Origin of the sequence: Curtobacterium sp. BRD11 (assembly GCF_031844345.1) — a bacterium.
Lineage (GTDB): Bacteria > Actinomycetota > Actinomycetes > Actinomycetales > Microbacteriaceae > Curtobacterium.
The window spans coordinates 399,989-423,589 of sequence record NZ_JAUZUZ010000003.1 but is presented as its reverse complement, the minus strand read 5'-3'; the positions used below and the strand labels follow the sequence as shown (position 1 = coordinate 423,589).

The 23,601-nt window shown below is 73.5% G+C and carries 16 protein-coding genes and 1 tRNA gene; 15 read left to right on the top strand and 2 right to left on the bottom strand.

Annotated elements, in window-relative coordinates; genetic code table 11:
• Positions 1–27: 27 nt before the first annotated feature.
• The 7 genes from Q9R28_RS09845 (at position 28) to mfd (ending at position 10,875) form a co-directional block, all read left to right on the top strand.
• Entirely contained in the window at positions 28–1,230 is a 1,203-nt protein-coding gene (locus Q9R28_RS09845) for a sensor histidine kinase (protein ID WP_066652525.1), read from the top strand.
• A complete protein-coding gene (locus tag Q9R28_RS09840) occupies positions 1,227–1,883 on the top strand; it encodes a response regulator transcription factor (RefSeq protein ID WP_251159914.1) in 657 nt (218 codons plus the stop codon). The genes Q9R28_RS09845 and Q9R28_RS09840 overlap by 4 nt, the downstream gene beginning before the upstream one ends.
• 10 nt (positions 1,884–1,893) lie before the next feature.
• Positions 1,894–2,856 (top strand): hypothetical protein, encoded by a 963-nt coding sequence (locus Q9R28_RS09835; protein WP_311205975.1) that lies wholly within the window; start codon positions 1,894–1,896, stop codon positions 2,854–2,856.
• A gap of 335 nt (positions 2,857–3,191) precedes the next feature.
• Entirely contained in the window at positions 3,192–3,824 is a 633-nt protein-coding gene (locus Q9R28_RS09830) for a 50S ribosomal protein L25/general stress protein Ctc (protein WP_066652537.1), read from the top strand.
• A 32-nt stretch (positions 3,825–3,856) separates the two neighbouring features.
• The gene (gene pth, locus Q9R28_RS09825) at positions 3,857–4,441 is read left to right on the top strand and encodes an aminoacyl-tRNA hydrolase (RefSeq protein ID WP_058742290.1); all 585 of its coding nucleotides are present in this window, start codon (positions 3,857–3,859) and stop codon (positions 4,439–4,441) included.
• Positions 4,442–4,601: 160 nt separating this feature from the next.
• A complete protein-coding gene (locus Q9R28_RS09820) occupies positions 4,602–7,202 on the top strand; it encodes a hypothetical protein (protein WP_311205974.1) in 2,601 nt (866 codons plus the stop codon).
• 61 nt (positions 7,203–7,263) lie between these two features.
• Complete coding sequence (gene mfd, locus Q9R28_RS09815) at positions 7,264–10,875, top strand: transcription-repair coupling factor (protein ID WP_066652554.1); 3,612 nt, start codon at positions 7,264–7,266, stop codon at positions 10,873–10,875.
• A 203-nt stretch (positions 10,876–11,078) separates the two neighbouring features.
• Here the strand turns inward: mfd and nhaA are convergent, their stop codons facing one another.
• Entirely contained in the window at positions 11,079–12,257 is a 1,179-nt protein-coding gene (gene nhaA, locus Q9R28_RS09810; RefSeq protein ID WP_311205973.1) for a Na+/H+ antiporter NhaA, read from the bottom strand.
• A gap of 103 nt (positions 12,258–12,360) precedes the next feature.
• Between nhaA and Q9R28_RS09805 the strand changes: the two genes are divergently transcribed.
• The 8 genes from Q9R28_RS09805 (at position 12,361) to Q9R28_RS09770 (ending at position 20,737) form a co-directional block, all read left to right on the top strand.
• The gene (locus Q9R28_RS09805) at positions 12,361–13,023 is read left to right on the top strand and encodes a MazG family protein (protein WP_311205972.1); all 663 of its coding nucleotides are present in this window, start codon (positions 12,361–12,363) and stop codon (positions 13,021–13,023) included.
• Positions 13,024–13,347: 324 nt separating this feature from the next.
• Positions 13,348–14,592, top strand: a complete 1,245-nt coding sequence (hisS, locus tag Q9R28_RS09800; RefSeq protein ID WP_251159908.1) for a histidine--tRNA ligase — start codon at positions 13,348–13,350, stop codon at positions 14,590–14,592.
• A gap of 98 nt (positions 14,593–14,690) precedes the next feature.
• On the top strand, positions 14,691–15,974 hold the full coding sequence (gene eno / locus Q9R28_RS09795; RefSeq protein ID WP_058728084.1) for a phosphopyruvate hydratase: 1,284 nt from the start codon (positions 14,691–14,693) through the stop codon (positions 15,972–15,974).
• Positions 15,975–16,352: 378 nt separating this feature from the next.
• Entirely contained in the window at positions 16,353–16,910 is a 558-nt protein-coding gene (locus Q9R28_RS09790; protein WP_066652590.1) for a septum formation initiator family protein, read from the top strand.
• Positions 16,911–16,978: 68 nt separating this feature from the next.
• Positions 16,979–17,527: a DUF501 domain-containing protein gene (locus tag Q9R28_RS09785; RefSeq protein WP_066652599.1), complete on the top strand. Its 549-nt coding sequence runs from the start codon at positions 16,979–16,981 to the stop codon at positions 17,525–17,527.
• Between the two features lie 47 nt (positions 17,528–17,574).
• The gene (locus Q9R28_RS09780; RefSeq protein ID WP_066652606.1) at positions 17,575–19,050 is read left to right on the top strand and encodes an NAD(P)/FAD-dependent oxidoreductase; all 1,476 of its coding nucleotides are present in this window, start codon (positions 17,575–17,577) and stop codon (positions 19,048–19,050) included.
• Between the two features lie 82 nt (positions 19,051–19,132).
• Positions 19,133–19,206: transfer RNA gene (locus Q9R28_RS09775), tRNA-Leu, on the top strand.
• A 202-nt stretch (positions 19,207–19,408) separates the two neighbouring features.
• Positions 19,409–20,737: a threonine/serine exporter family protein gene (locus tag Q9R28_RS09770; protein WP_081984684.1), complete on the top strand. Its 1,329-nt coding sequence runs from the start codon at positions 19,409–19,411 to the stop codon at positions 20,735–20,737.
• Positions 20,738–21,127: 390 nt separating this feature from the next.
• Here the strand turns inward: Q9R28_RS09770 and Q9R28_RS09765 are convergent, their stop codons facing one another.
• Positions 21,128–23,512 carry an Ig-like domain-containing protein gene (locus Q9R28_RS09765; protein WP_311205971.1) on the bottom strand — a complete coding sequence of 795 codons (2,385 nt, stop codon included), beginning with the start codon at positions 23,510–23,512 and terminating at the stop codon, positions 21,128–21,130.
• Positions 23,513–23,601: the final 89 nt, after the last annotated feature.

Sequence of the window (23,601 nt, the reverse complement as noted above, 5' to 3'; positions counted from 1 at the left end):
GTCGACGCCCGCCCTACGCTCGCCGACATGACCTCCTTCCTGCGTCGCCGCGTCCGGCACGTGCTGCCTCCGGTCGTCGGTGCTGTGTACCTGGTGCTCTGGATCGTCGCCGAGGCCGGACGCTCCGAGCTGACCGGCCACGTGCTCGTCGTCGCCGCGTTCGCCGTCGCCATCGGGTTGACGAACTGGATGCCCGCGACGGCGCTCGGCCTGGTCGTGGTGGTCCCGCTGCTGCAGGCGCTGCACCTGCTCGACCGCCCGCGCGCGACGACGTGGCCGGAGTACCTGGCGATCGCGATCGTCGTGGGCGTCGTCGGTGCAGGGCGGTCGGGGCTGCTCCGGTGGCTCGCGGTCCCGGTGCTCGGCGTCGCGAGCATCGCCGCCGCCTGGGCGATGGCGGTGCCGACGGTCGCCGACCCCGACGTCTGGGGCAACTGGACCGGGGCGCACTCGGGGACGCGGAGTGACCTCGTGCTCCTGTCGCTGGCGATCGCCGGCGCGAGCGGCATCGCCTGGGCCGCCGGCGTCGCCGTCGGTGCAGCGTGGCGGATCGGCCTCGCCAGGACCCGCGTCGTCGCGGCCGAGCGGGAGACCGAGGTCACGACCGCCGAGCTCCGCGCGGAACAGGAACGCGCCAGGATCGCCCGCGACGTGCACGACTCGCTCGCACACTCGCTCGCCGTGGTGGTCTCGCAGGCCCAGGGCGCCGCGGCGATCGCCGGTGCCGGCGCACCGGCAGCGACGGCCCTCCGCGACATCGCCGACGTGAGCCGGAGCGCCCTCGGCGACGTCCGTGCACTCGTCGAACGCATCCAGGGCACCGGGTCGGTGGCGGTGCACGGCCTCGTGGACGTCCCCGACCTCGTCGAGGACATGCGCGACCTCGGCATGCGTGCGACGTTCGAGCAGCACGGTGTGCCCGGAGCTGTCGGCACGGCGACCGGGGGAGCGGTGCACCGGATCGTGCAGGAGAGCCTGACGAACGTCCTCAAGCACCAGGGGCGGACGGCGTCGACCCGCGTCGTGCTCGACTGGCGCGGCCCGGGCCTCGGCATCGTGGTCACCTCGCGAGGGGACGCGCCCCTGGTGCAGCTCGACGGCGCGGGCTCGGGCATCGAGGGCATGCGGGAGCGGGCACGGCTCGCCGGCGGGTGGCTCCGGGCCGGTGCGGGTGACGACGCCGACGAGTTCGTCGTGACCGGTTGGGTGCCCGTCGAGGACGCCCGGTGAGCGCGATCCGCGTCGCCGTGGTCGACGACCAGCACCTCTTCGCCTCCGGCATGCGGATGCTCGTCGAGGCCCAGGACGACATGGTCTGCGTCGGCACCGCTGCCGACGGCGCCGCGGCGCTCGAGCTCTGCGCCGACGAGGACCCCGACGTCCTGCTCCTGGACCTCCGCATGCCGGTGCTGAACGGCATCGAGACCACCGCACGCCTGGCCGCGCAGGGCGGAGACCGTCCGAGGGTCGTGGTGTTGACGACGATCCGCCGCGACGAGGCCGTGCTCGCCGCCCTCCGTGCGGGAGCGGCGGCGTTCCTGACGAAGGACGCCCTGCCCGAGGTGGTGCTCGGCACGATCCGCGACGTCCACGAGGGGCGTCCGGCGCCGACCGAGGCCGAGGCGCTCGACCTGCTCCGCGCCGACGGGACCCTCGTCGAGACCCCGCGCCCGGACGAGGTGCTCGACGTCCTCACCGCCCGGGAGCGCGAGGTCTTCCTGCTCGTCGCGAAGGGGCTCAGCAACCAGGAGATCGCGGCGACCGTGTTCCTCAGCGAGGCCACGGTCAAGACGCACGTCCGCGCGGTGCTCACGAAGCTCGGACTCCGGAACCGGATCCAGGTCGTCATCACCGCACACGAACGCGGACTCGTCCGCGCCTAGGGGGAACACCATGCGCATCACCCAGCGTGCCGCGAAGTCCGGCGCACTCGTCCTCGTCCTCGCCGGCCTCGGGGGAGCCGTGCTGCACAGCCTGCCCGAGCCCGCCGACCACGCCGTCCGCCCGACGGTGGAGCGCGACCTCGACACGTGGTCGATGCCGCTCGACGGCTACGCCCAGCCCGGTTGGTCCGAGACCGGGTACGCCGAGTCGCTCCTCGACCAGTCCTGCCTGCGTGACGTCGGCATCGACTTCCCGGTGCCGTGGGCGACGTCCGCGGGCCTGCAGGCAGAGTCGATCGCCGACGAGACGCCGGAACGCGGCAACGACGCTCCCGCACTCGACTGGTCACGACCGCTGAGCAAGGCGGCGGCGGCGGACCTCGGCTACCACCGGCCGTCGGCACGGGGTGCGAACCGTGACGGCTGGCGGCAGTGGGCAGAGGACCCCGAGCACAACGCGGCGTTCGACCGCGCCGACCGGTCCGCCGTCGATCGGTGCTTCGAACGTTCCCGTCGCGCGCTCGGCACGGACGACGACGGGGAAGCCCAGGGCGCCTCGATGACCGCGAAGCGCCTCACCTACCTCGCCGCGGACGAGGCACGACGAGAACCGGCGGTCGTCGCTGCGGCGGCCCGCTGGCGCACGTGCCTGGGACCGCACGCCCCGAGCGCGCTCCCAGAGGACCCGCACGGGATGCCGACCGCTCCGATGCGCCAGGCGTTCGGCATCAGCGGCCTCGCACTGCCCGTCACGAAGCCCGAGATCGCCCTCGCCGAGCACGACCTGGCCTGCCAGCAGTCGTCCGGCTACCGGGAGGCGCTCTACGACGCGCAGTGGTCCCGGCTCCTCCACGTCACCGCCACCGACGCCGCCGTGCTGGCAGCCGCCCGGCCGGACCAGCTCGCGGTCGCCGACCGCGTCGCCAGGACGATCGAGCGACTGGCGCCGGAGGCACCGGAGGACGTCGACTGACGGGCGCCGGCGACGGACCCGCGGTCGCGGGCAGGTGGACCTGGGGGGACCGGTCCGCGACCGTGCGCAGGGACGGACGGGAGGCTCGTGGCGGCACCGCCACGAGCCTCCCGTCCGGTGGTGGGCGGTGCCGCGGTGCGACACGCCCGACGTCCCCTGCTAGACTCACAAACCGACTTCGGCGAGGGCCGCGCAGCGCGCGTCCGTGATCGACGCGGTAGGGAGACCCGGCCCAGTCCTGGGAGCGTTCCTCACGCGTGCACGCGTTCGAGTTGCAACACCACAGACCCCCCGATGCCGGCACCCCGGCGTCGACCCCGACACCAGGAGGCACCATGGCCGACTACACCAAGCTCGCAGCGGAGACCCGCACCAAGTTCGGCAAGGGCGCTGCGCGCAAGCTCCGCGCCGCCGACAAGATCCCCGCGGTCGTCTACGGCCACGGCACCGAGCCGCAGCACATCACCCTCCCGGGCCACGAGACGATGCTGCTCGTCCGTACCGCCAACGCGGTCGTCGACCTCGACATCGAGGGTGCGGCCCAGCTCGCCCTCGTCAAGGACGTCCAGCGCGACCCGGTGCGCCAGATCATCGAGCACATCGACCTCGTCGTCGTGCGCCGTGGCGAGAAGGTCACCGTCGACGTCCCCGTCGTCGTCGAGGGCGAGTCGTTCTCCGGCACGATCCACGTCCAGGACCTCTCCTCGGTCTCGCTCCTCGTCGAGGCGACCGACATCCCGGAGCACGTGACCGTCGACGTCGAGGGCCTCGAGGACGGCACCCAGGTGCTGGCCTCGCAGCTCGAGCTGCCGACCGGCGCCGAGCTCGAGACCGACGGCGAGGCGCTCGTCGTGCAGATCGTCACCCCGCGTGGCACCGCTGACGACGACGCTGCCGACGAGGCCGCTGCCGAGGCGGGCGCCGAGGCCGGCGCCGAGGGCGGCTCCGCCCCGGTCGACTCCGAGTAACACACCCTCCGCGGAACGTCTGGCCGACGCTGATGACAGGAACGACCCTCGTCGTGGTCGGGCTCGGGAACCCCGGGCCCGGCTACGCGGGGAACCGTCACAACGTCGGCCAGATGGTCCTCGACGAACTCGCCGCCCGCATGGGTGCGACGTTCAAGAAGCACAAGACGCCGAACCAGGTCGCCGAGGGGCGCCTGGTGCCCGGCGGACCGAAGCTCGTCCTGGCGAAGCCGGGATCCTTCATGAACACCTCGGGTGGCCCGGTCTCGAGCGTGCTCGGGTTCTACAGCGCCACCCCTGCGGACCTCGTCGTCGTCCACGACGAACTCGACCTGCCGTTCGACACCGTCCGTCTCAAGGGCAGCGGCGGGCACGGCGGCCACAACGGGCTCCGCGACATCATCAAGGCGACCGGCACGAACGAGTTCACCCGGGTGCGGATCGGCATCGGCCGTCCCCCGGGTCGCCAGGACCCCGCCGACTACGTCCTGCGTGACTTCTCGCCGACCGAGAAGAAGACGCTGCCGAACCTGCTCGCCGACGGCGCCGACGCCGTCGAGGCGATCGCGGAGCTCGGGCTCCTCGCCGCGCAGCAGCGCGTGCACGCGCCCTCCTGACGCGTCCGGTCGAGTTCGCGGATCCGGCCGGGAGGCACGGTGTGGGTCGTCCACGCTGCTGTCCGGTTCCCGCCGGGTCCCCGAACTGGGGGACCGTCACGTCCCCCGGTCGTCGGTAGGTTCGCCGTCGGGGCGACCGTCCCGACGACGAGGGGGCGACGTGGGGCGAGCACGACACCGGGCAGGACCGACAGACGTCGCACAGCGCTCCGGCACGGGGGTGCGTGCGGTCCTCGCCGTCGTCCCGGCCGCGGTCGCGCTCATCGCGGTCGGCATGGCCTCCCTGCTGACCCAGGACGGCGCGGTCGCCGCGACCGAGACCTGGACACCGACGAGCGCCGAGTCGTCCGCGCCACCGGTCGCGAGCAGCTTCTCCGCCCCGAACGACGTGCACCACGACGTCGACGGACGACTCCTGGTCGCCGACTTCGCCGGGAACGGCCTGCTGCGCCGCGGACTCGACGGCACCTGGAGCGTGGTCGCTCCGTTCGGCACGGCGCCGGGCGACATGTGGAACCCGTCGGCCGTGACCACCCTCGACGACGGCCGCATCCTCGTCGCCGAGGCCGGGCGGCGGTCGATCACGCTCCTCTCCCCGGACGGGCTCGTCGTCTCCCGGTGGGCCCCGCCTCCGAGCGGACGAGCCGTCTCCGAACTCGCGGTGCAGGGGACGACGGTCTTCGCGGCCGTGCCCGGCAGCGGATCGCTCTGGACGGCCGAGCTCGGCAGCGGGACGTGGACGGCGGTCGCGGGTCCGTGGTCCGACCCGAGCGGCGTCGCGATCTCCGCCGACGGTGGAACGCTCACCGTGACGGACGCCGGACCCGACGAGGTGTGGCAGGTCGACCGCGCGTCGGGCGTCGTCAGCGCGCTCGGGTTCCCGGCCGACGGGCAGACCCGGCTCCGCGGGGTGGCGGTCGACGACGGGGACGTCTTCGTCGTGGACAACGGGAACGGCCGCGTCTGGTCGGACGCCGGTGGCGCGTGGGCTCCGGCGTTCTCGACGGCGCCCGACGGATCGGCACTCGCGAACCCGACCGCGGTGTCCGTCGGCCCGGGTCGGAGCCTGGTCGTGGCGGACTACAACCGGCAGCGGATCGTCACCGCGACGTCGTCCGGCCGCGTCGAGGAGAGCCCGGGTACGAGCCCGACCGCACCGACGGCGGAGCCCCTGCCGTCGGACACCCTGACGCCCGAGCCGACGGCTGGCCCCACGACCGCCCCGTCTCCCGGACCTTCGGCGGAGCCGACGACTCCGGCGACCGGCGAGCCGACGACGCCGGCGAGCAGTGACCCGAGCAGCGGTTCGACCCCCTCGCCGACGGCCGACCCGACCGACCCGCCGACGGCGGAGCCGACCGTCTCGCCGACGGCCGACCCGACCGACCCGCCGACGCCTGACCCGACCGCCTCGCCGACGTCCGACCCGACGGGGGAGCCCACCCCCGATCCGACGTCGGAACCGACCGCTGCACCGACGTCCGACCCGACGGGGGAGCCCACCCCCGGGCCGACGTCGGAACCGACCGCAGCGCCGACGTCGGATCCGACCGACCAGCCGACGCCCGCGCCGACGCCGAGCAGCGAGCCGGGTGCGGACCCGTCGGCGCCGGCGGCCGACGAGCCCACCCCCGCCCCCACGGGTGCGCCGACCGACGAGCCCTCCGACGAGCCGAGCGCGACGCCGACGGTGACCCCTGCACCGACCTCGTCGCCCTCCCCGACCGACGATCCCACCGCGGAGCCGACCGCCACGCCGCAGCCCGATCCGTCGACGGAGCCCGGTCCTTCGACGGAGCCCGGTCCCTCGACGGACCCGGAGCCGACCGACGAGCCGGGCCCCACCCCGACGCCGCCCGCCCCCGGACCGACCACCCCGGAGCCGACCCCGTCGCCGTCGGGCACCCCGAGCGCGACACCGACGACCGACCCGGACCCCCGACCCGAGCCGGATCCCGACCCGACGTGGGAGGCGAGCGCGACCCCGACCCCCTCCGCCCCGGCCACGGCAGGACCGCTCCCGACCGGGACACCCTCGACGGGAGCGCAGCCGTCGCCCGCACCGTCCCCGACGGCCGAGCCGACCGCGGGGCCGGAGCCCGGAGCGACCTCCGCGCCGGAGCCGACCACCGCGCCCGGACCGACGACCGCGCCGCAGCCGACCACGGCGCCCGGACCGACGACCGGGCCGGAGCCGACCACCGCCCCCGAGCCGACCACCGCGCCCGAGCCGACCACCGCGCCCGAGCCGACCACCGCGCCCGAACCGACCACCGCGCCCGAGCCCACCACCGCGCCCAGACCCACCACGGCGCCCGAGCCGACCACCGCGCCCGGACCCACCACGGCGCCCGAGCCGGGGGCGACCACCGCCCCGGAGCCCGGACCGTCGCCCTCGCCCGACGTCTCGTCCGGACCCACCCCCGGTCCGACCGGCGCCCCCGGACCGACGCCCGCACCCGACCCCGACCCGTCGCCCGGCCCGGACGGCACCACCGGCGGGGGAGGACCGACCGCCCCGACCCCGACCGCCCCGACCCCGAGCGCCGACCCGGGGGCGGCCGCCGGCCGCGGCGGGACCACCGGCGTGACGGGTGCCGACGCGGCGGACGGTGCCGCGCCTCCCGACCGGGCCGGCTCCACGTCTGCGGACCGCAGCCCGACCACCCTCGCCTGGACCGGCGCCGCACCCGTCGCGCCCGCGCTGCTCGTGGCCGCGCTGCTCGTCCTGATCGGGTCCCGACTCCGTCGCCGCAGCTGACCGTGTTCGCCGCCCGCGCACGCCGGGCCGGGTGTCGGACGCCGCCGGTACCATCGACTGAGTGACGATCTCGGGCATCATCCCTGCGCTCTCGCGCGCCTCCGCGTTCGATCGCGTCCTCCGCGCTGCCGGGCGTGACGCGGACTTCTCCGTCGTCGACGGCCTGCGGGTCCCGTTGCTCGGCGCGCTGCTCGCCGAGCGCAACGGTCCCCAGTGCCTCTTCGTCGTCACCGCCACCGGGCGCGAGGCCGAGGCGGTGCGCGGCGCCTTCACGTGCACGGTCCCCGACGCCGAGGTCCTCGAGTTCCCCGCGTGGGAGACCCTGCCGCACGAGCGCCTCAGCCCGAGCGCCCAGACGGTCGGCACCCGCATCGCGACGCTCCGCAAGCTCGCCGCGTGGCAGGACGCCGATCCGGCCGACCGCCGCACGATCGTCGTGGTCGCGAGCGTCCGCGCCGCACTGCAGCCCATCGCGGGCAACCTGACGTCGCTCGCCCCGGTCGCACTCGCGACGGGTTCACGCGGCAACGACCTCGCGGCCATCGCGTCGCAGCTCGTCGACCTGGCCTACGCCCGGGTCGACCTCGTCACCCGCCGCGGCGAGTTCGCGGTGCGCGGTGGCATCCTCGACGTCTTCCCGCCCGGTGCCGACCACCCGGTGCGCGTCGACTTCTTCGGCGACGAGATCGAGGCGATCAAGGCGTTCTCGGTCGCCGACCAGCGCACCACCGACGACGACCTCGGCTCGGTCGAGCTCACCGCCTCGCGCGAGCTCCTGCTCAGCGACGACGTGCGCCAGCGGGCACGCGAGATGCTGCACGAGTTCCCGAACCTGTCGCAGATGCTCGCGAAGATCGCCGAGGGGATCCCGGTCGAGGGCATGGAGTCCCTCGCGCCGGCGCTCGTGCAGGACCTCGTGCCGATCACCACCTACCTGCCCGAGACCGCCACGATCGCGGTCCTCTCGCCCGAGCGGGTCGCCGGTCGCGCGCACAGCCTGGCCGAGACGAACACCGAGTTCCTGCAGGCCGCGTGGAGTGCCGCGGTCGCGGGCGCACAGGCACCCATCGACCTCGACGCGGGCAACTTCCTGTCCGTGCAGCAGCTCAAGAACACCCGTGGCCAGCGCACCTGGTGGACGGTCACGCCGTTCGACTCGGGGCTCGACGAGGGTGACCGCGAGCGCGTGCTCACCGACGCCGAGGCCGCTGCCGAGGCCGGTGAGTACATCCGCGTCCGAGCGGAGTCGATCCCGAGCTTCGCGGGCAGCGCGGACGGGGCCGTCGAGCACGTCAAGCAGCTCGTCGACGACGGCTGGGGCGTCGTCGTGACGGCGCAGGGCAAGGGGCTCGTCGAGCGCGCGGTGCAGGTGCTCGCGGACGCGGGTGTCGCGGCTCGTGCCGAGGACCTCACCGCCCCGCCCGAGCCGGGTGTCGCGATCGTCACCACCGCCACCGTCGAGGCCGGCTTCGCGACCCCCGACCCGCGGATCGCCGTCCTGAGCGAAGCCGAGTTCTACGGCCGCAGCGTCCAGCAGGGCGCCCGCACCGTCAAGAAGCTCGCCGCCCGCCGCAAGAACGTCGTCGACCCGCTGCAGCTGAAGCCGGGCGACGTCGTCGTGCACAACACCCACGGCATCGGCAAGTTCGTCGAGCTCGTCTCGCGCGAGGTCAGCTCCGGCGGTCGCAACGCCGTGAAGACGCAGCGTGAGTACCTCGTGCTCGAGTACGCCCCGTCGAAGCGGAACTACCCGGGCGACAAGCTCTTCGTCCCGACCGACCAGCTCGACCAGCTCTCCCGGTACGTCGGCGGCGAGAACCCCACCCTGTCCAAGATGGGCGGCTCGGACTGGTCCGCAGCGAAGTCGAAGGCGCGCAAGGCCGTCCGCGACATCGCCGTCGACCTCGTGAAGCTGTACTCGGCGCGCATGGCCTCGAAGGGGCACGCGTTCGGCCCGGACACCCCGTGGCAGCGTGAGCTGGAGGAGGCCTTCCCGTTCGCCGAGACCGCCGACCAGCTCACCACCATCGACGAGATCAAGCGCGACATGGAGAGCCCGATCCCGATGGACCGCCTGCTCTCCGGCGACGTCGGCTACGGCAAGACCGAGGTCGCGATCCGCGCGGCGTTCAAGGCCGTGCAGGACGGCAAGCAGGTCGCCGTGCTCGTCCCGACGACGCTGTTGGTGCGTCAGCACATGGAGACGTTCCAGGAGCGCTTCGCGGGCTTCCCCGTGCACCTCCGCGCACTCAGTCGCTTCCAGACCGAGAAGGAGTCGAAGGAGACGATCGCCGGCCTCGCCGACGGCACCGTCGACATCGTGATCGGCACACACCGCATCCTGTCGCAGAACATCGCGTTCAAGGACGTGGGGCTCGTCATCATCGACGAGGAGCAGCGGTTCGGCGTCGAGCACAAGGACCAGCTCAAGAAGCTCAAGACCAACGTCGACGTGCTCGCGATGTCCGCGACCCCGATCCCGCGGTCGCTCGAGATGGCCGTCACCGGCATCCGGGAGATGTCGACGCTCGCGACCCCGCCGGAGGACCGCCACCCCATCCTGACCTTCGTCGGGCCGCAGTCCGACCTGCAGGTCGCCGCCGCGATCCGCCGCGAGCTCCTGCGCGAGGGCCAGGTCTTCTACGTGCACAACCGCGTGAAGGACATCCAGTCGGTGGCGTCGCACCTGGCCGAGATCATCCCCGAGGCCCGGATCCAGGTCGCCCACGGGCAGATGTCCGAGGGCACCCTCGAGCAGGTCATGGTCGACTTCTGGGAGCGCAAGTTCGACGTGCTCGTGTCGACGACCATCGTCGAGACGGGCTTGGACATCGCCAACGCGAACACGCTGATCATCGACAAGGCCGACAAGTACGGGCTGTCCCAGCTCCACCAGCTCCGAGGTCGCGTCGGCCGCGGGCGTGAGCGCGGGTACGCGTACTTCCTCTACGACGCCGACAAGCCGCTCTCCGAGACCGCGCAGGACCGTCTCGAGACCATCGCCGCGAACAACGAACTCGGCGCCGGTATGCAGGTGGCCATGAAGGACCTCGAGATCCGGGGTGCCGGCAACCTGCTCGGTGGTGAGCAGTCCGGGCACATCGCGGGGGTCGGGTTCGACCTCTACCTGCGGATGATCGGCGAGGCCGTGTCCCAGTTCCGGGGAGACGTCGCCGAGGGGCAGACCGAGCTCCGGCTCGAGATCCCGGTCGACGCGCACATCCCCGAGGACTACGTCGAGTCCGAGCGGCTCCGGCTCGAGGCGTACCAGAAGCTGTCGGCCGCATCGGCTCCGGCTGCGCAGCCCGAGGCGATCGACATGGTGCTCGACGAGCTCACCGACCGCTACGGCCAGCCGCCGCAGCCGGTGCTCACCCTGGTCGAGGTGTCGCGCCTGCGGCGCATGGCGCAGCAGGTCGGCCTGTCCGACGTCGTCGTGATGGGGTCGAACCTGCGGATCGCGGGCAAGGAGCTCGCCGACTCGGCCCAGGTCCGGCTGAAGCGCATGTTCCCCGGCGCGCGCTGGTTCCCGCAGCAGGACGCCGCGAGCATCCCGCTGCCGAAGCCGCACGGCGAGACGCTGCCCGACGACGGGCTCATCGAGTGGGTGGAGAGCATCCTGACGGCCGTCTACGGCGCGTCCAAGGCCCCCGCGGAGGCGCCCGCCTCCTGACACGGTCCGGCGCGAAGTGACGCGGCCCGACGCGGCCTGGAGGCGCGGTGCCAGTCGGTACCGCGCCTCCAGGCCGTCGGGTGGCCGTCTTCCGACATCGCACGTGTCGATCGACCCGTGCGGAGTCGCACGATGCGCCTGCAACGACACGTCCGCGGTCGTCCGACCGCGGACGTGTCGCAGCGCAGCGGCCGCTCGGTGCGCTACTCGGTGGCCTCGGCCTCGGAGAGCTCGCGTCGCGCGCGGTAGCGGCGGGCGCGCAGGCTGACGACGACGGCGGACGCGAGGATCGCGATGCCGGACCCGACGAGCACGGCGAGGACGCCCTCGTCGAGGATCTCCTCGTTCCGGGCGAACGCCAGCTCGTTCATGAGCAGCGAGACCGTGAAGCCGATCCCGCCGAGCACGCCGACCGTCACGATCGACCAGAACGAGAGCGTCGATCGACCGGGGGCGCGGAAGATGCGCGTCGCTACGGCACCGAACAGCGTGATGCCGATGACCTTGCCGACCGGGAGCGCGAGGACGACGGCCCAGAACGTGGGGGAGAGCTCGCCGATGCCGACGCTCGGGATCACGACCGCCGCCGAGGCGAAGGCGAACACCGGCAGGACGACGGCGTTCGACCACGGCTCGACGTTCTCGTGCAGCGTGTGTCCCGGACGGCGGGGCAGGACGAGACCGAGCGCGACGCCGGCGATGGTCGCGTGCACGCCCGAGTGGTACACGAGCCACCACGTCACGAGGCCGACCAGCACCATCGCGGCGAGGATCCACACGCGGCCGGTGCGGCCCGGTCGCAGCAGCCGACCGAGCACCGCGAAGACGGCGAGGGCGACGACCGCACCGCCGAGCGCGAGGAAGTCGGTGCCGTGCGCGAAGACGACGGCGATGATGACGATCGCGATGAGGTCGTCGAGCACCGCGAGCGCGAGCAGGAAGACGCGGAGCGTGGAGGGCAGCCCTCGACCGAACATCGCCAGGACCCCGAGCGCGAACGCGATGTCCGTCGCGGTCGGGATGGGCCACCCGTGCTGGTAGGGCGTGCCCGAGGTCACCAGGAGGAAGATCCCGGCCGGCACGAGCACGCCGCCGACCGCGGCGATCGCCGGGATGACGGCCGTCTTCGGGTTCGAGAGTTCCCCGTCGAGCAGCTCCTGCTTCAACTCGATCGCGACCAGCAGGAAGAAGACCGCGAGCAGGCCGTCGCTGATCCAGTGCGACACGGACAGGTCGAGACCGACCGCTCCCCACGGCGAGTGCGCGTCGAGGGCTCGTTCGAGGCCCGGTCCGAGCGGCGAGTTCGCCACGAGGAGGCCGAGCACGGCGGCGGTCAGGAGCGCGATCGCGCTGAAACGGGGGGAGCGGACGAGTGCCGACATGGATCTCCGACGGTGTGCGGGTACGGGTACGGAACCGTCGACCAGACTTCCCGACACACCAGGGGTCAGCCTACCGGAGCGGCCTGCGTGCGAGCATGACGCCATGACCGCCGTCACGGACCTCGTCGAAGTCGTCGACCGCCTGCTCGCCCCCGAGGGTGGTTGCGTGTGGAACCGTGCACAGACCCACGCATCGCTCGCGCGGTACGCCGTGGAGGAGTCGTACGAACTCGTCGACGCCATCGACTCCGGCGACGACGACGACCTCCGCGAGGAACTCGGCGACGTGCTCTACCAGGTCGTGTTGCACGCCGGACTGGCTGCAGCGCAGGGCCGGTTCGACCTCGAGGACGTCGCCGCCGGTGCTCGCGACAAGATGGTCCGTCGGCACCCGCACGTGTTCGGTGCCGAACGTGCGGACACGGAGGCGGAGGTCGTCCGGGTGTGGCGGGCGGCGAAGTCGGCCGAGAAGGCGTCGCGCACGAGCGTCCTCGACGGGGTCCCGAGGGCGATGCCGCCGCTGGAGCGAGCCGTGAAGCTGCTCGAACGCCTGGAGGAGCGTGGCGACGCCGCCACGGTCGTCGCCGCCGTCACGTCGGCGGCCGCGCCTGCTGAGGGCAGCCGGTCGGAGGGCGCCGTCGACGACCGGTGGGGTGCGGGGATGCTCGCCGAGGTCGCAGCGGCGCGCGAGGCGGGCATCGACGTCGTCGCCAGCCTGCGGGACGCGGTGAGCCGGCTCGAGGCCGGCGCGCGCGTCGGGGAGTGAGCTGCGCCTCCTGTTCGGAGCGTGCGGGTGAGTGGGCTGCGCCTCCTGTTCGGAGCGCGCGGAGGAGTGCCGGACGGGCAGACGAGAGAGCGGGCACCCTCCCAACCCGAAAAAGGAGGGTGCCCGCGAGCGGGCCACGACGTGCCAGGGGGACACGACGACAGGGACGCCCGCTCGAACCGCGGGGCACCGTTGCAGCACACCGGCCCCGCGAACGATCTGGTGGCCGGATCAGGAGGCCGCCAGACCGAGGTTCTGCATCCAGAGTATCAGTGGACCGGATGTGGCGCAAGGTCGTGCCCTGGTTCTGGCAGGATTGGCGGCATGGCGACGACCGTGACGGCTCCCCGTGGCATGCGTGACTTCCTCCCGGCGGACAAGGCCCGTCGCGAGCACGTCCTCGGGGTGGTCCGGGACGTGTACGCGCGACACGGGTTCGACGAGATCGAGACCCCGGTCGTCGAGGACGCCGCACGCCTGCACTCGGGGCTGGGCGGCGACAACGAGAAGCTCGCGTTCGCGGTGATGCGCCGAGGGCTCACCACCGAGGACCTCCAGAAGGCGGATGCGCCGCTCGACCTCGCGGACCTCGGGCTGCGCTTCGACCTGACGGTCCCGCTCGCCCGCTTCTACGCCTCGCACCGCGCCGAGCTGCCCTCGGTGTTCCGTGCCGTGCAGATCGCACCCGTGTGGCGTGCCGAGCGTCCGCAGAAGGGGCGCTACCGGCAGTTCGTCCAGTGCGACATCGACATCCTCGGCGAGCCGGGGCAGCTCGCGGAGATCGAGCTCATCCGCGCGACCACCGCCGCGCTCGACGCGCTCGGCATCGCGGACACCACCATCCGCATCAACGACCGTCGCATCCTGCTCGCGCTGCTCGCCTCGTGGGGGATCACCGACCCGGACGCCGCGGACCGGGCGCTGATCACGGTCGACAAGCTCGACAAGATCGGTGCGGACGGGGTGGCCGCCGAGCTCCGCGCGACGATCGGCGCCGACCTGCCGGGCCTCGAGGACACGATCCGTGCGCTCGAGGCCGCGGACTGGGCGTCCGTCGAGGGGGCGCCGTGGCTCGATGCCGAGGCGTTCGCGGACCTGCTCCGCCTCCGCCGGGCCCTGCCGGGCGTGGACCTGCGCTTCGACCCGACACTCGTGCGCGGCATGGGCTACTACACGGGCACGATCTTCGAGGTCGCCCACCCCGACTTCGGCTACAGCCTCGGCGGTGGCGGTCGCTACGACGGCATGATCGGACGCTTCCTCGGGCAGGACGTGCCCGCGGTCGGGTTCTCGCTCGGGTTCGAGCGGCTCGTCGACCTCGTCACGCTGCCGGAGTCGGCCGAGTCGGACGCCGTCGTGCTCCTGTACGACAAGGACGTCGACCCGGTCCGCCTCGCGGCGCTCAAGACCGAGGCGCTCGCGTCGCACCGTCGCGTCCGGCTCGAGCGGCGGCCGAAGAACACCAAGAACCTGCTCGCGAGCCTCGCCGAGCAGGGCTTCGCGGCCTTCGCCGGTGTGCGGGCCGACACCGAGACCCTGGAAGGTGTCGAGTTCCGCCCGCTGGCGTGAACTCCTCCACACCCGACGTCATCCGCGGCGAGGCGTCCACCGCGCCTCGGTAGGATCGACCCGCTGTCCACCACAACCGAACTCGTAGGGAGTACCCCGTGGCCCAGATCGATGCCGTAGGCGCACGCGAAGTCCTCGATTCCCGAGGCAACCCGACGGTCGAGGTCGAGGTCCTCCTCGACGACGGCGTGGTCTCGCGCGCGCTCGTCCCGTCCGGTGCCTCCACCGGTGCGTTCGAGGCGTACGAACTCCGCGACGGCGACGCGAACCGCTACGGCGGCAAGGGCGTCCTGAAGGCCGTCGACGCCGTCCTCGACGAGATCGGCCCGGCGCTCGAGGGCTTCGACGCCACCGACCAGCGTCTCGTCGACGCCGCGCTCATCGAGCTCGACGGCACCGAGAACAAGTCCCGCCTGGGCGCCAACGCGATCCTCGGCGCCTCGCTCGCCGTCGCCCGTGCCGCCGCCGACTCGGCCGACCTGCCGCTGTTCCGCTACCTCGGTGGCCCGAACGCGCACACGCTGCCCGTCCCGCTCATGAACGTCGTCAACGGTGGCGCGCACGCCGACACCAACGTCGACATCCAGGAGTTCTTCCTCGTGCCCTACGGCGCCGAGAGCTTCTCGGAGGCCCTGCGCTGGGGCGTCGAGACCTACCACGCCCTCAAGGGTGAGCTGAAGAAGCAGGGTCTCGCGACCGGCCTCGGCGACGAGGGCGGCTTCGCCCCCGAGCTCGCCTCGAACCGTGCTGCGCTCGACTTCCTGCTCGCCGCGATCGAGAAGGCCGGCTTCACCCCGGGCAAGGACATCGCGCTCGGCCTCGACGTCGCCGCGACCGAGTTCTTCCACGACGGCAAGTACGCGTTCGAGGGCAAGCAGCTCTCGAGCGAGGAGTTCACCGGGTACTTCTCGGACCTCGTCGCGAACTACCCGCTCGTCACCATCGAGGACGCCCTGGCCGAGGACGACTGGGAGGGCTGGAAGCACCTCACCGCCGAGCTCGGCTCGAAGCTGCAGCTCGTCGGCGACGACCTGTACGTCACGAACCCGAAGCGTCTGCAGCGGGGCATCGACGAGCAGGCCGGCAACTCGATCCTGGTCAAGGTGAACCAGATCGGCACGCTGACCGAGACCCTCGACGCCGTCTCCCTGGCGCACCGCCACGGCATGACCGCGATCCTGTCGCACCGCTCGGGCGAGACCGAGGACACCACCATCGCCGACATCGCGGTGGCCGTCGACGGTGGCCAGATCAAGACCGGTGCCCCGGCCCGCTCGGACCGCGTCGCGAAGTACAACCAGCTGCTCCGCATCGAGGAGGAGCTGGGCGACGCCGCGGTCTACGCCGGCCGCACCGCGTTCCCCCGCGCCGCTGCGCTCTAGGTCGCACCCGCACCACCACGAGACGCCGTCCTCCTCCGGGAGGGCGGCGTCTCGCCGTCCCCGGGCACTCCCGGTGTCGCCGTCGCGCCGGTCCGCCCTCGCCCTCGAATCGGTCTGCTCTCGCCCTCGAGCGGGCAACATCTGCGACGTTCGGCGCAGCAGTCCGACGGATCTCGCCCACTCGGCGGACGCGAGCGGCACGTCCTGCCCGTTCGGCGGCCAGCTGGCCCAGCGGTGGACGCTCGGCGGTGGGTGGCGGACGGGAGGCGCGTGGCGGCCGTGCGCCGCGCGTCCCGGCCGCTGGGAGGGTGCCGAGCGACGCACGACGGTCCGCGTGCCGGGTCACGTGACCGTGCCGTGCCGGGTTATCGTCGAGCCGTGCCCAGCCAGAAGCCCCGCGTCCGCCGCATCCCCGTGGCCGTGCCGGAGTCCGGTGCGCACGAGCAGCCCTGGTACCGGTCCATCCGGTTCTCCGGCTTCAGCCTCCTCATGCTCGCGATCATCGTGCTGTTCGTCGTCGTGCTCGCCCCCTCGCTGCGGACGCTCATCCAGCAGCAGGAGCAGATCGCGCAGCAGCAGCGCGAGGTCGCAGCGCAGAAGGCCGACGTCGCGCAGAAGAAGCAGGACGTCGCGCGGTGGGACGACCCGGCCTACATCGAGGCCCAGGCCCGCGACCGGCTGCTCTACGTGTACCCGGGCGAGGAGAGCTACCTCGTGATGGGTGCGGAGCAGGCGAAGGGGTCGGACAGGGCCGAGACCGACTCCGGCAGCCCGGTCAGCTCGACGGTGCAGACGCCGAAGGTCGACTGGGTGCAGGCGATGCTCTCCAGCGTGCTGCAGTCAGGACTGACCGAGAAGACCACCGAGCAGCTCGTGGCGCCCGACGTCTCCGGCACCGGAGACCCGACCGGCGCCGCGACGAGCGACAGCAAGTAGGGCAGCCGGGGGCGCCGCGGCGTCACGGAGTGGGACGGCGACCAGGACTCGGGTAGGCTCACGTGCCCGTGACGACCCCTCCCTTCGATCCGCCGTCCGACCGCGACATCCAGGTCGTCTCGGCGCAGCTCGGGCGACCGGCCCGCGACGTCGTCGGGATCGCTGCACGGTGCGCCTGCGGCAACCCCACCGTCGTGTCGACGAAGCCCCGACTCGCGAACGGCACCCCGTTCCCGACGTTCTACTACCTGTGCCACCCCGCCGCCACCGCGGCCGTGAGCACGCTCGAGGCGAACCACGTCATGCCCGAGCTCGCCGCCCTGCTCGAGGACGAGACCGTCGCGGCGCAGTACCGCGCGGCCCACGAGTCCTACCTGGCGGACCGCGAGTCGATCGAGCACGTCGACGAGATCGACGGCATCAGCGCGGGCGGCATGCCCACCCGCGTGAAGTGCCTGCACGCGCTCGTCGGCCACGCCCTCGCTGCCGGACCCGGCGTCAACCCCATCGGCGACCTCGCGCTCGAGCGCGTGGACTGGTCGCCCTCCCGCTGTGAGTGCCGGGCGTATGATGGCATCGCAGACGCTGGAGTCGGGGCGGGTGGCGGCGAAGACTGACCAGCCTCCCGGCAAGCAACCACCCCACTCCAAGGAGATCATCCCCCGTGCCCAAGATCCTCGTCGTCGGCGGCGGCTACGCCGGTTTCTACACCGCCTGGAAGCTCGAGAAGCACCTGCGTCAGGGTGAAGCCGAGGTCACCATGGTGGACCCGCTGCCGTACATGACGTACCAGCCGTTCCTGCCCGAGGTCGCCGCCGGCTCGATCGAGCCGCGTCACGCGATCGTGTCGCACCGTCGTCACCTGAAGAAGACCCGTGTCGTCACGGCGAAGGTCACGAAGGTCGACCACGCCACGAAGACCGCGACGATCACCCCGGCCGAGGGCGAGGCGTGGGAGGAGTCCTACGACCAGATCGTCATGACCGCCGGTGCCGTCTCGCGCACCTTCCCGATCCCGGGCGTCGCGGACGAGGCCATCGGCCTGAAGACCATCGAGGAGGCCGCGGCGATCCGCGACAAGATCCTCACGAACTTCCACAAGGCGGCGAACCTGCCGGCCGGTCCCGAGCGCGACCGACTGCTCACCGTCGTCGTGGTCGGCGGTGGCTTCGCCGGCATCGAGGTGTTCGCCGAGCTCCGCTCCTTCGCGTCCGACCTGCTGAAGAGCTTCCCGCAGCTGTCCTTCGACGACACGCACTTCCACCTGGTCGAGGCGATGGGCCGCATCATGCCCGAGGTGTCGCTCGAGACCTCGCACTGGGTGCTCGAGAACCTCGCGTCCCGCGGCGCGACGGTGCACCTCGAGACCCAGCTGGCCTCGGCCGAGGGCGGCGTGTGCCAGCTCAAGGCCAAGGACGAGTCGATCGAGACCATCGAGTCCGACCTCATCATCTGGACCGCCGGCGTCATGGCGAACCCGATGGTCAAGGGCACCGACTTCCCGCTCGAGCAGCGCGGTCGCATCCGCGTGCAGCCCGACCTCCGCGTGGTCGACGACAACGGCGTGATCGCCGACGCGTGGGCCTGCGGTGACGTCGCGGCCGTGCCGGATCTGACCGGTGGCGGTGTCGGCGGCTTCTGCGTGCCGAACGCCCAGCACGCCGTGCGTCAGGCGAAGCAGCTCGCGAAGAACCTGGTCGCGGTCGTCCGCGGTGAGGCGACGACGGACTACAAGCACGAGAACCTCGGTGCCGTCGCGGGCCTGGGTCTCGGCACGGGTGTGTTCCAGTCCGGCAAGTTCGCCATGAAGGGCTTCCTGGCCTGGGGCGCCCACCGCGGGTACCACGGCCTGGCGATGCCGTCGTGGGAGCGCAAGTGGCGCGTCATCGGCGACTGGGTCGGCGGCTTCTTCCTGGGCCGTGACATCGCGTCGCTCGACGACCGTGAGACCCCGCGTGCCGCGTTCGAGGCCTTCGCGTCGCGCCCGAAGCCCGCTGCAGCCGAGGAGCCCAAGGCCGTCGCTGCCCCGGCTCCGGCGGAGGGTCAGCCGGCCGACGCCGCCGGCCCCGCGTACGCCACCCCGGCCGAGGACGTCTCGAAGGACGCTGCGCCCGTCGCAGCCCCGGCGGACGCCAAGTAGCACCAGCACCAGCACCAGCACCGACGGCCGTCGCCCCACGTGGGGCGACGGCCGTCGTCGCGTCGGTAGGCTGTTGCGGCCCGCCCCCGTGGCCCAATCGGTAGAGGCATGCGACTTAAAATCGCCGAGTTGTGGGTTCGAGTCCCACCGGGGGTACGCGAGGCGCGGCGCGCCGCCGGCCGCGCCGCCGGCCGCGCTGGCCGCGCCGCCGGCAACGGCGGGCGAGTCTCGGCTCCGCGGACACTTTCGCGGGTCTACCGTCGCGAACGTGTCCGCACAGGCGAGTCTCGTGCGAGCGCCCCGCCCGCACAGACGCCCCGCCCGCACAGACCCCAGCCGCGCAGTAGCATCGACGTCCGTGGTCGGACTCGGAAGCGCTCTCGCGAACCTGCGCAACGCGCTCAACCGACCCGAGGCGCACGTCGAGGTCGTCGACGGCGAGACGGTCCCCACCGGGATGCTGCTCGGGACCCTCGGTGCCCTGCTGCTCGACGCCGGCAGCTCCGTCACCGACGTCCGCTCCGCGCTCGAGAAGGCCCGCGACGCCGCCGGGGTCGGACCGACGCTCGCCGTGGGTGTCCTGCCCGCACTCGTCATGGTCAGTGAGGTCGCCACCGGCGCCGCCACCATCGTGAACGCCGAGGGCGTCGAGCTCTCGTCGCGTCAGGCAGCGCGGGCGAACCGCCTCGTGCTCGGCCTGGAACGCGGTTCCATCGCCCTCGCCGAGATCCCCGCCCGGGTGCGCGCGATCCGGACCGGTACCGTGCCGCCGCCGGCGCTGCCGTGGATCACCGGGAACGCCCTCACCTCGGTCGGACTGGCCGTCGTGTTCCGCTGCCCGTGGTGGGCGATCGTGCTCGCGCTCGTCGTCGGTGCCCTGGTCGGTGTGCTCAGCCTGGTGCTCCGCCGCTTCCGCGAGGCCGTCGCGATCATCCCGTTCCTGGCCGCGTTCATGTCGACGAGCGTCGTCGGCCTCGTCGCCGCCGGCACCGGGTTCGACCACGTGCCCCTGTTCGCGGTGTGTGCGCCCGTCGCGGTCTTCGTGCCCGGCGCGCTGATCACGAACGCGCTGCTCGAGCTGACGGCCGCCGACATCGTGACCGGAGCCTCGCGCCTGGTGCAGGGGCTCATCACGCTCGGCTTCATGGCCGCCGGTATCGCCGCGGGGAGCGCCCTCACCGGCCTGCGCGTCGACCCGTCGTCGGCGGCCCTCGTGGGCGAGGTCGCCGGCGTCGGCACGCTCCGCGGTGGTTGGGAGGCCGTGCCGTCCTACTGGGTGTCCTGGGTTGCGGTGGCAGGCCTCGCGGTCGGCCTCGGGCTCGTGTTCCGCTCCGGCTGGCGGCTCACCGTCGTGTCCGTCGCCGTCATGATCAGCGCGTACGCGGTCGTGAGCGGGACGACGCCGGTGTGGGGTAGCGTGGTCGCGACCGGAGCTGCGGCCGCACTGCTGTTCGTCGCGACGCGGTTGCTCGAGCGTGTGGTCCCGGTGATCCCGGCGACGGTGTCGTTCTTCCCCGCGTTCCTGCTGCTCGTTCCCGGCACCGTGGGACTCGTCGCGGTGACCACGTTCGACCCCGTCGCGCTCGGCACGCCCCTGGCCACGTTCGTCAGCCTGTGCATCGGGACGAAGATCGGCGGCCTGCTGCCCGGTCTGTTCCGGCGGAACGCCCCGCACCGCGTGGCCTGAGACCTGGGGCTCGCGGCGGTCGGGAGGCGCGCGGCGGCCCCGTCACGTGCCTCTCGTCCGACCGGTGCGGGCCGGGAGGCGCGTGGCGGGCGAACCCGGCGCCTCCCGTCCGGTGGGTGGCGGGCCAGGAGGCGCGTGGCGGGCGGGCGCGGCGTCTCCCGTCCGGTGGGTGGCGGGCCGGGAGGGGCGTGGCCAGCGGGCGCGGCGCCTCCCGTCCGGTGGGTGGCGGGCCAGGAGGGGCGTGGCGGGCGGGCGCGGCGCCTCCTGTCCGGTGGATGGCGGGCCGGGAGGGGCGTGGCCAGCGGGCGCGGCGCCTCCCGTCCGGTGTGTGGCGGGCCGGGAGGGGCGTGGCGGGCGAGCCCGGCGCCTCCCGTCCCGTGGACGGACCGGTCAGCGGTGCTGTGCGGCGGTGCGCGAGCCGCGCAACCAGACCCAGCAGCAGGCGACGGCGGCGGCGCACAGGGCGGAAGCCACCGCGGTCTCGGTCGGTGAGGGGACAGCGGGAGCTCCCGCGCCCGCCGTCACCGCCGCCAGCGCGACCCCAGCGGCGGTGAGGCCGACCCAGCGCGCACGCGCCCCGGCGACGAGCACCGCACCCGTCGACCCGGGCAACGGCAGCAGCGACACGACGAGTGCCCCGACCGCGCCGACGCAGAGCGTGGTGGCGAACTCGGCCGTCAGCGTCGTCCAGAAGCCCGACCCGTGCACCAGCGAGTGCAGGACCCAGCCGACGGTGGCGACGCCGAGCAGCGCGGCCGAGCGGGCCGTGGCGCTCCGGACCCCGCGGGCGAGGCTCGAGCCCAGTCGCAGGGCGGCGGTGTCGGCGCCGGGGCGGCCGACCGGGACGAGGACGGCCCCGACGACCAGGGCGGGGGAGAGGTCGGTGACGCGGGTCAGGGCGCAGCCCAGCACGGCGGCGAGCACGAGCCAGGGGGAGACGCGGAAACCGACGGCGGCGCGGTCCTTGCCGGCCGCCCAGCGGGTGGCCAGGACGACGACCCCGGTGGTGACCGCCGAACCGAGCAGCACCGCGAGCGCGAGCCGGACGTAGCGGGCCTCGAGCGCGACGCCGACACCGAGGAGCGTCGTGACGACCACGATCCCGACGCCGACGGCCGCCGCGGCCCAGGTGGGCAGGACCTCGTCCCCGAGTCGTCGCTCCGTGCGCGAGCGGTTGCGGCCGAGCAGCGCGGCGAACGGGTTGCGCAGGCGACCCCGGGCCGCGGCGCCGACCACCGCGAGCGGCACGGCGACGAGCACGAGGAACCCGGCGGCGACGCCGGTGGCGAGCAGGACGGTGCCCCACGAGAACGAGGCCTGGATCGTCGGGACGCCGCGGTCGTAGGCGGTGTCGGCGGTCCAGTCGCCCGCGGGGCCGGACCAGTCGGGCACCCCGCTGGTGCTGCCCCCGGCGCCTACCGTGCCGCTGCCCTCGGCCGTCCCGGTCGACCCGCCGCCGCTCGTGCCGGTGTCGGTCGGGGTCCCGGTGCCGTCCGTCGCACCGGACGTGTGGTCCGGCGTCGTCCCCGGCGTGCCGGACGACGACGTCTGCCCGCCCGGGGCCCCGGAGGCACTCGCGCTCGGCCCGGCGCTCGGCGCTGCGGTCGCGTCGCTCAGCACGACGCGGACCCCAGACGACGACGGTGAGGAGTTGCCCGCGGCGTCCTGCTGCATCGCGCTCACCACCCGGGTCCCGGCGGGTGCGGTCGCGCCCGTCGTCGTGCACGCCCACCGGCCGTCGGCACCGACGTCGGAGCGGCACACCGGCGAGCGGTCGACGTACACGGTGAGGACGGCGCCGGGCTCACCGGTGCCGCGCACGGTGAACGGCTGGGAGCGGACGCGCTCGTCGGACTCCGGCGTGGTGACGACCGGTGCTGCCGGGGCGGTCCGGTCCACGACCACCGTCCGCGGGGCCGAGGGGGCGCTCCGCAGGTCCGAGCGGAAGCCGTTCGCGGTGCTCGCGGTCTGTGCCGCGGAGACCGTGATGCGCCCGTCGCGCGTGCTGCCGGGCAGCGGGACGGTCCAGTGACCGCCGGCGTCCACCCGCGCGGTGCGGTCGGTCGGGGTGCCGGAGACCGACACGGCGACGGTCGCTCCGGGCAGGCCGGTGCCGGACACGGGACCCGAGGTGGGACCGTCGGTCGTGACGGCCGGCGGGACGACGACGTCCGAGGCCGGAGCGCGGGACGACCCGAGCGCGGCGTCGGTCTCGTCGGCGACCGTGAAGACCTGCTGCGGGCCCGAGCGGACGGTGGCGATGCACGACCAGGACCCGTCGGTCGCCACGGTCGTCGTGCAGCCGCTCGAGCCCGTGGCCGCCGGTCCGGTGACGCGCAGCCGGTGCCCGGGGGTGCCGGCGCCGTGCAGCCGGACGGTGGCGGTCGTGACGTCGCCGGGGTCGGCGATGCTCGGGCGGACGGCGGGGCGGTCCGTCGGCGAGGGTGCCGGGGAACCGGTGTCCGGTGGCAGGGTGCCGAACTGGGGGAAGGGCGTCGGGGAGGCGGTCCGGGCCGCGTCGTCGTCCTGCTGCGGCACGGTGTCGGTGGTGGACGTCGTGGACGTCGTGGACGTCGTGGTCGTGGTCGTGGTCTTGGACGTCGTCGCGGGCGCGGCTGCGGCGGGCTGTGCGCCGAGCAGGACCGTCCCGGTGGCGAGCACCGTCACCAGCGCCGCGGCCAGCAGCCCGACGCGCGATCGGGGTCGACCGACGGGACCGCCGCCCCCGACGGTCCCCTCCTGCGCGTTGTCCCCGAGCCTGTCCACCGTCTCCATCACACGCGATCATCGGGCTCGGGTCAATCCACCACCCGGATGATGTGTCCCGGGACCGATCCCCGGCTGGGGGTCCCCGGACGGTGGGT

Coding starts and splice junctions, on each gene's coding strand:
- Q9R28_RS09845 (WP_066652525.1), top strand. CDS start 28: ATGACCTCCTTCCTGCGTCGCCGCGTCCGGCACGTGCTGCCTCCGGTC.
- Q9R28_RS09835 (WP_311205975.1), top strand. CDS start 1,894: ATGCGCATCACCCAGCGTGCCGCGAAGTCCGGCGCACTCGTCCTCGTC.
- Q9R28_RS09830 (WP_066652537.1), top strand. CDS start 3,192: ATGGCCGACTACACCAAGCTCGCAGCGGAGACCCGCACCAAGTTCGGC.
- pth (WP_058742290.1), top strand. CDS start 3,857: ATGACAGGAACGACCCTCGTCGTGGTCGGGCTCGGGAACCCCGGGCCC.
- nhaA (WP_311205973.1), bottom strand. CDS start 12,257: ATGTCGGCACTCGTCCGCTCCCCCCGTTTCAGCGCGATCGCGCTCCTG.
- Q9R28_RS09805 (WP_311205972.1), top strand. CDS start 12,361: ATGACCGCCGTCACGGACCTCGTCGAAGTCGTCGACCGCCTGCTCGCC.
- hisS (WP_251159908.1), top strand. CDS start 13,348: ATGGCGACGACCGTGACGGCTCCCCGTGGCATGCGTGACTTCCTCCCG.
- Q9R28_RS09765 (WP_311205971.1), bottom strand. CDS start 23,512: ATGGAGACGGTGGACAGGCTCGGGGACAACGCGCAGGAGGGGACCGTC.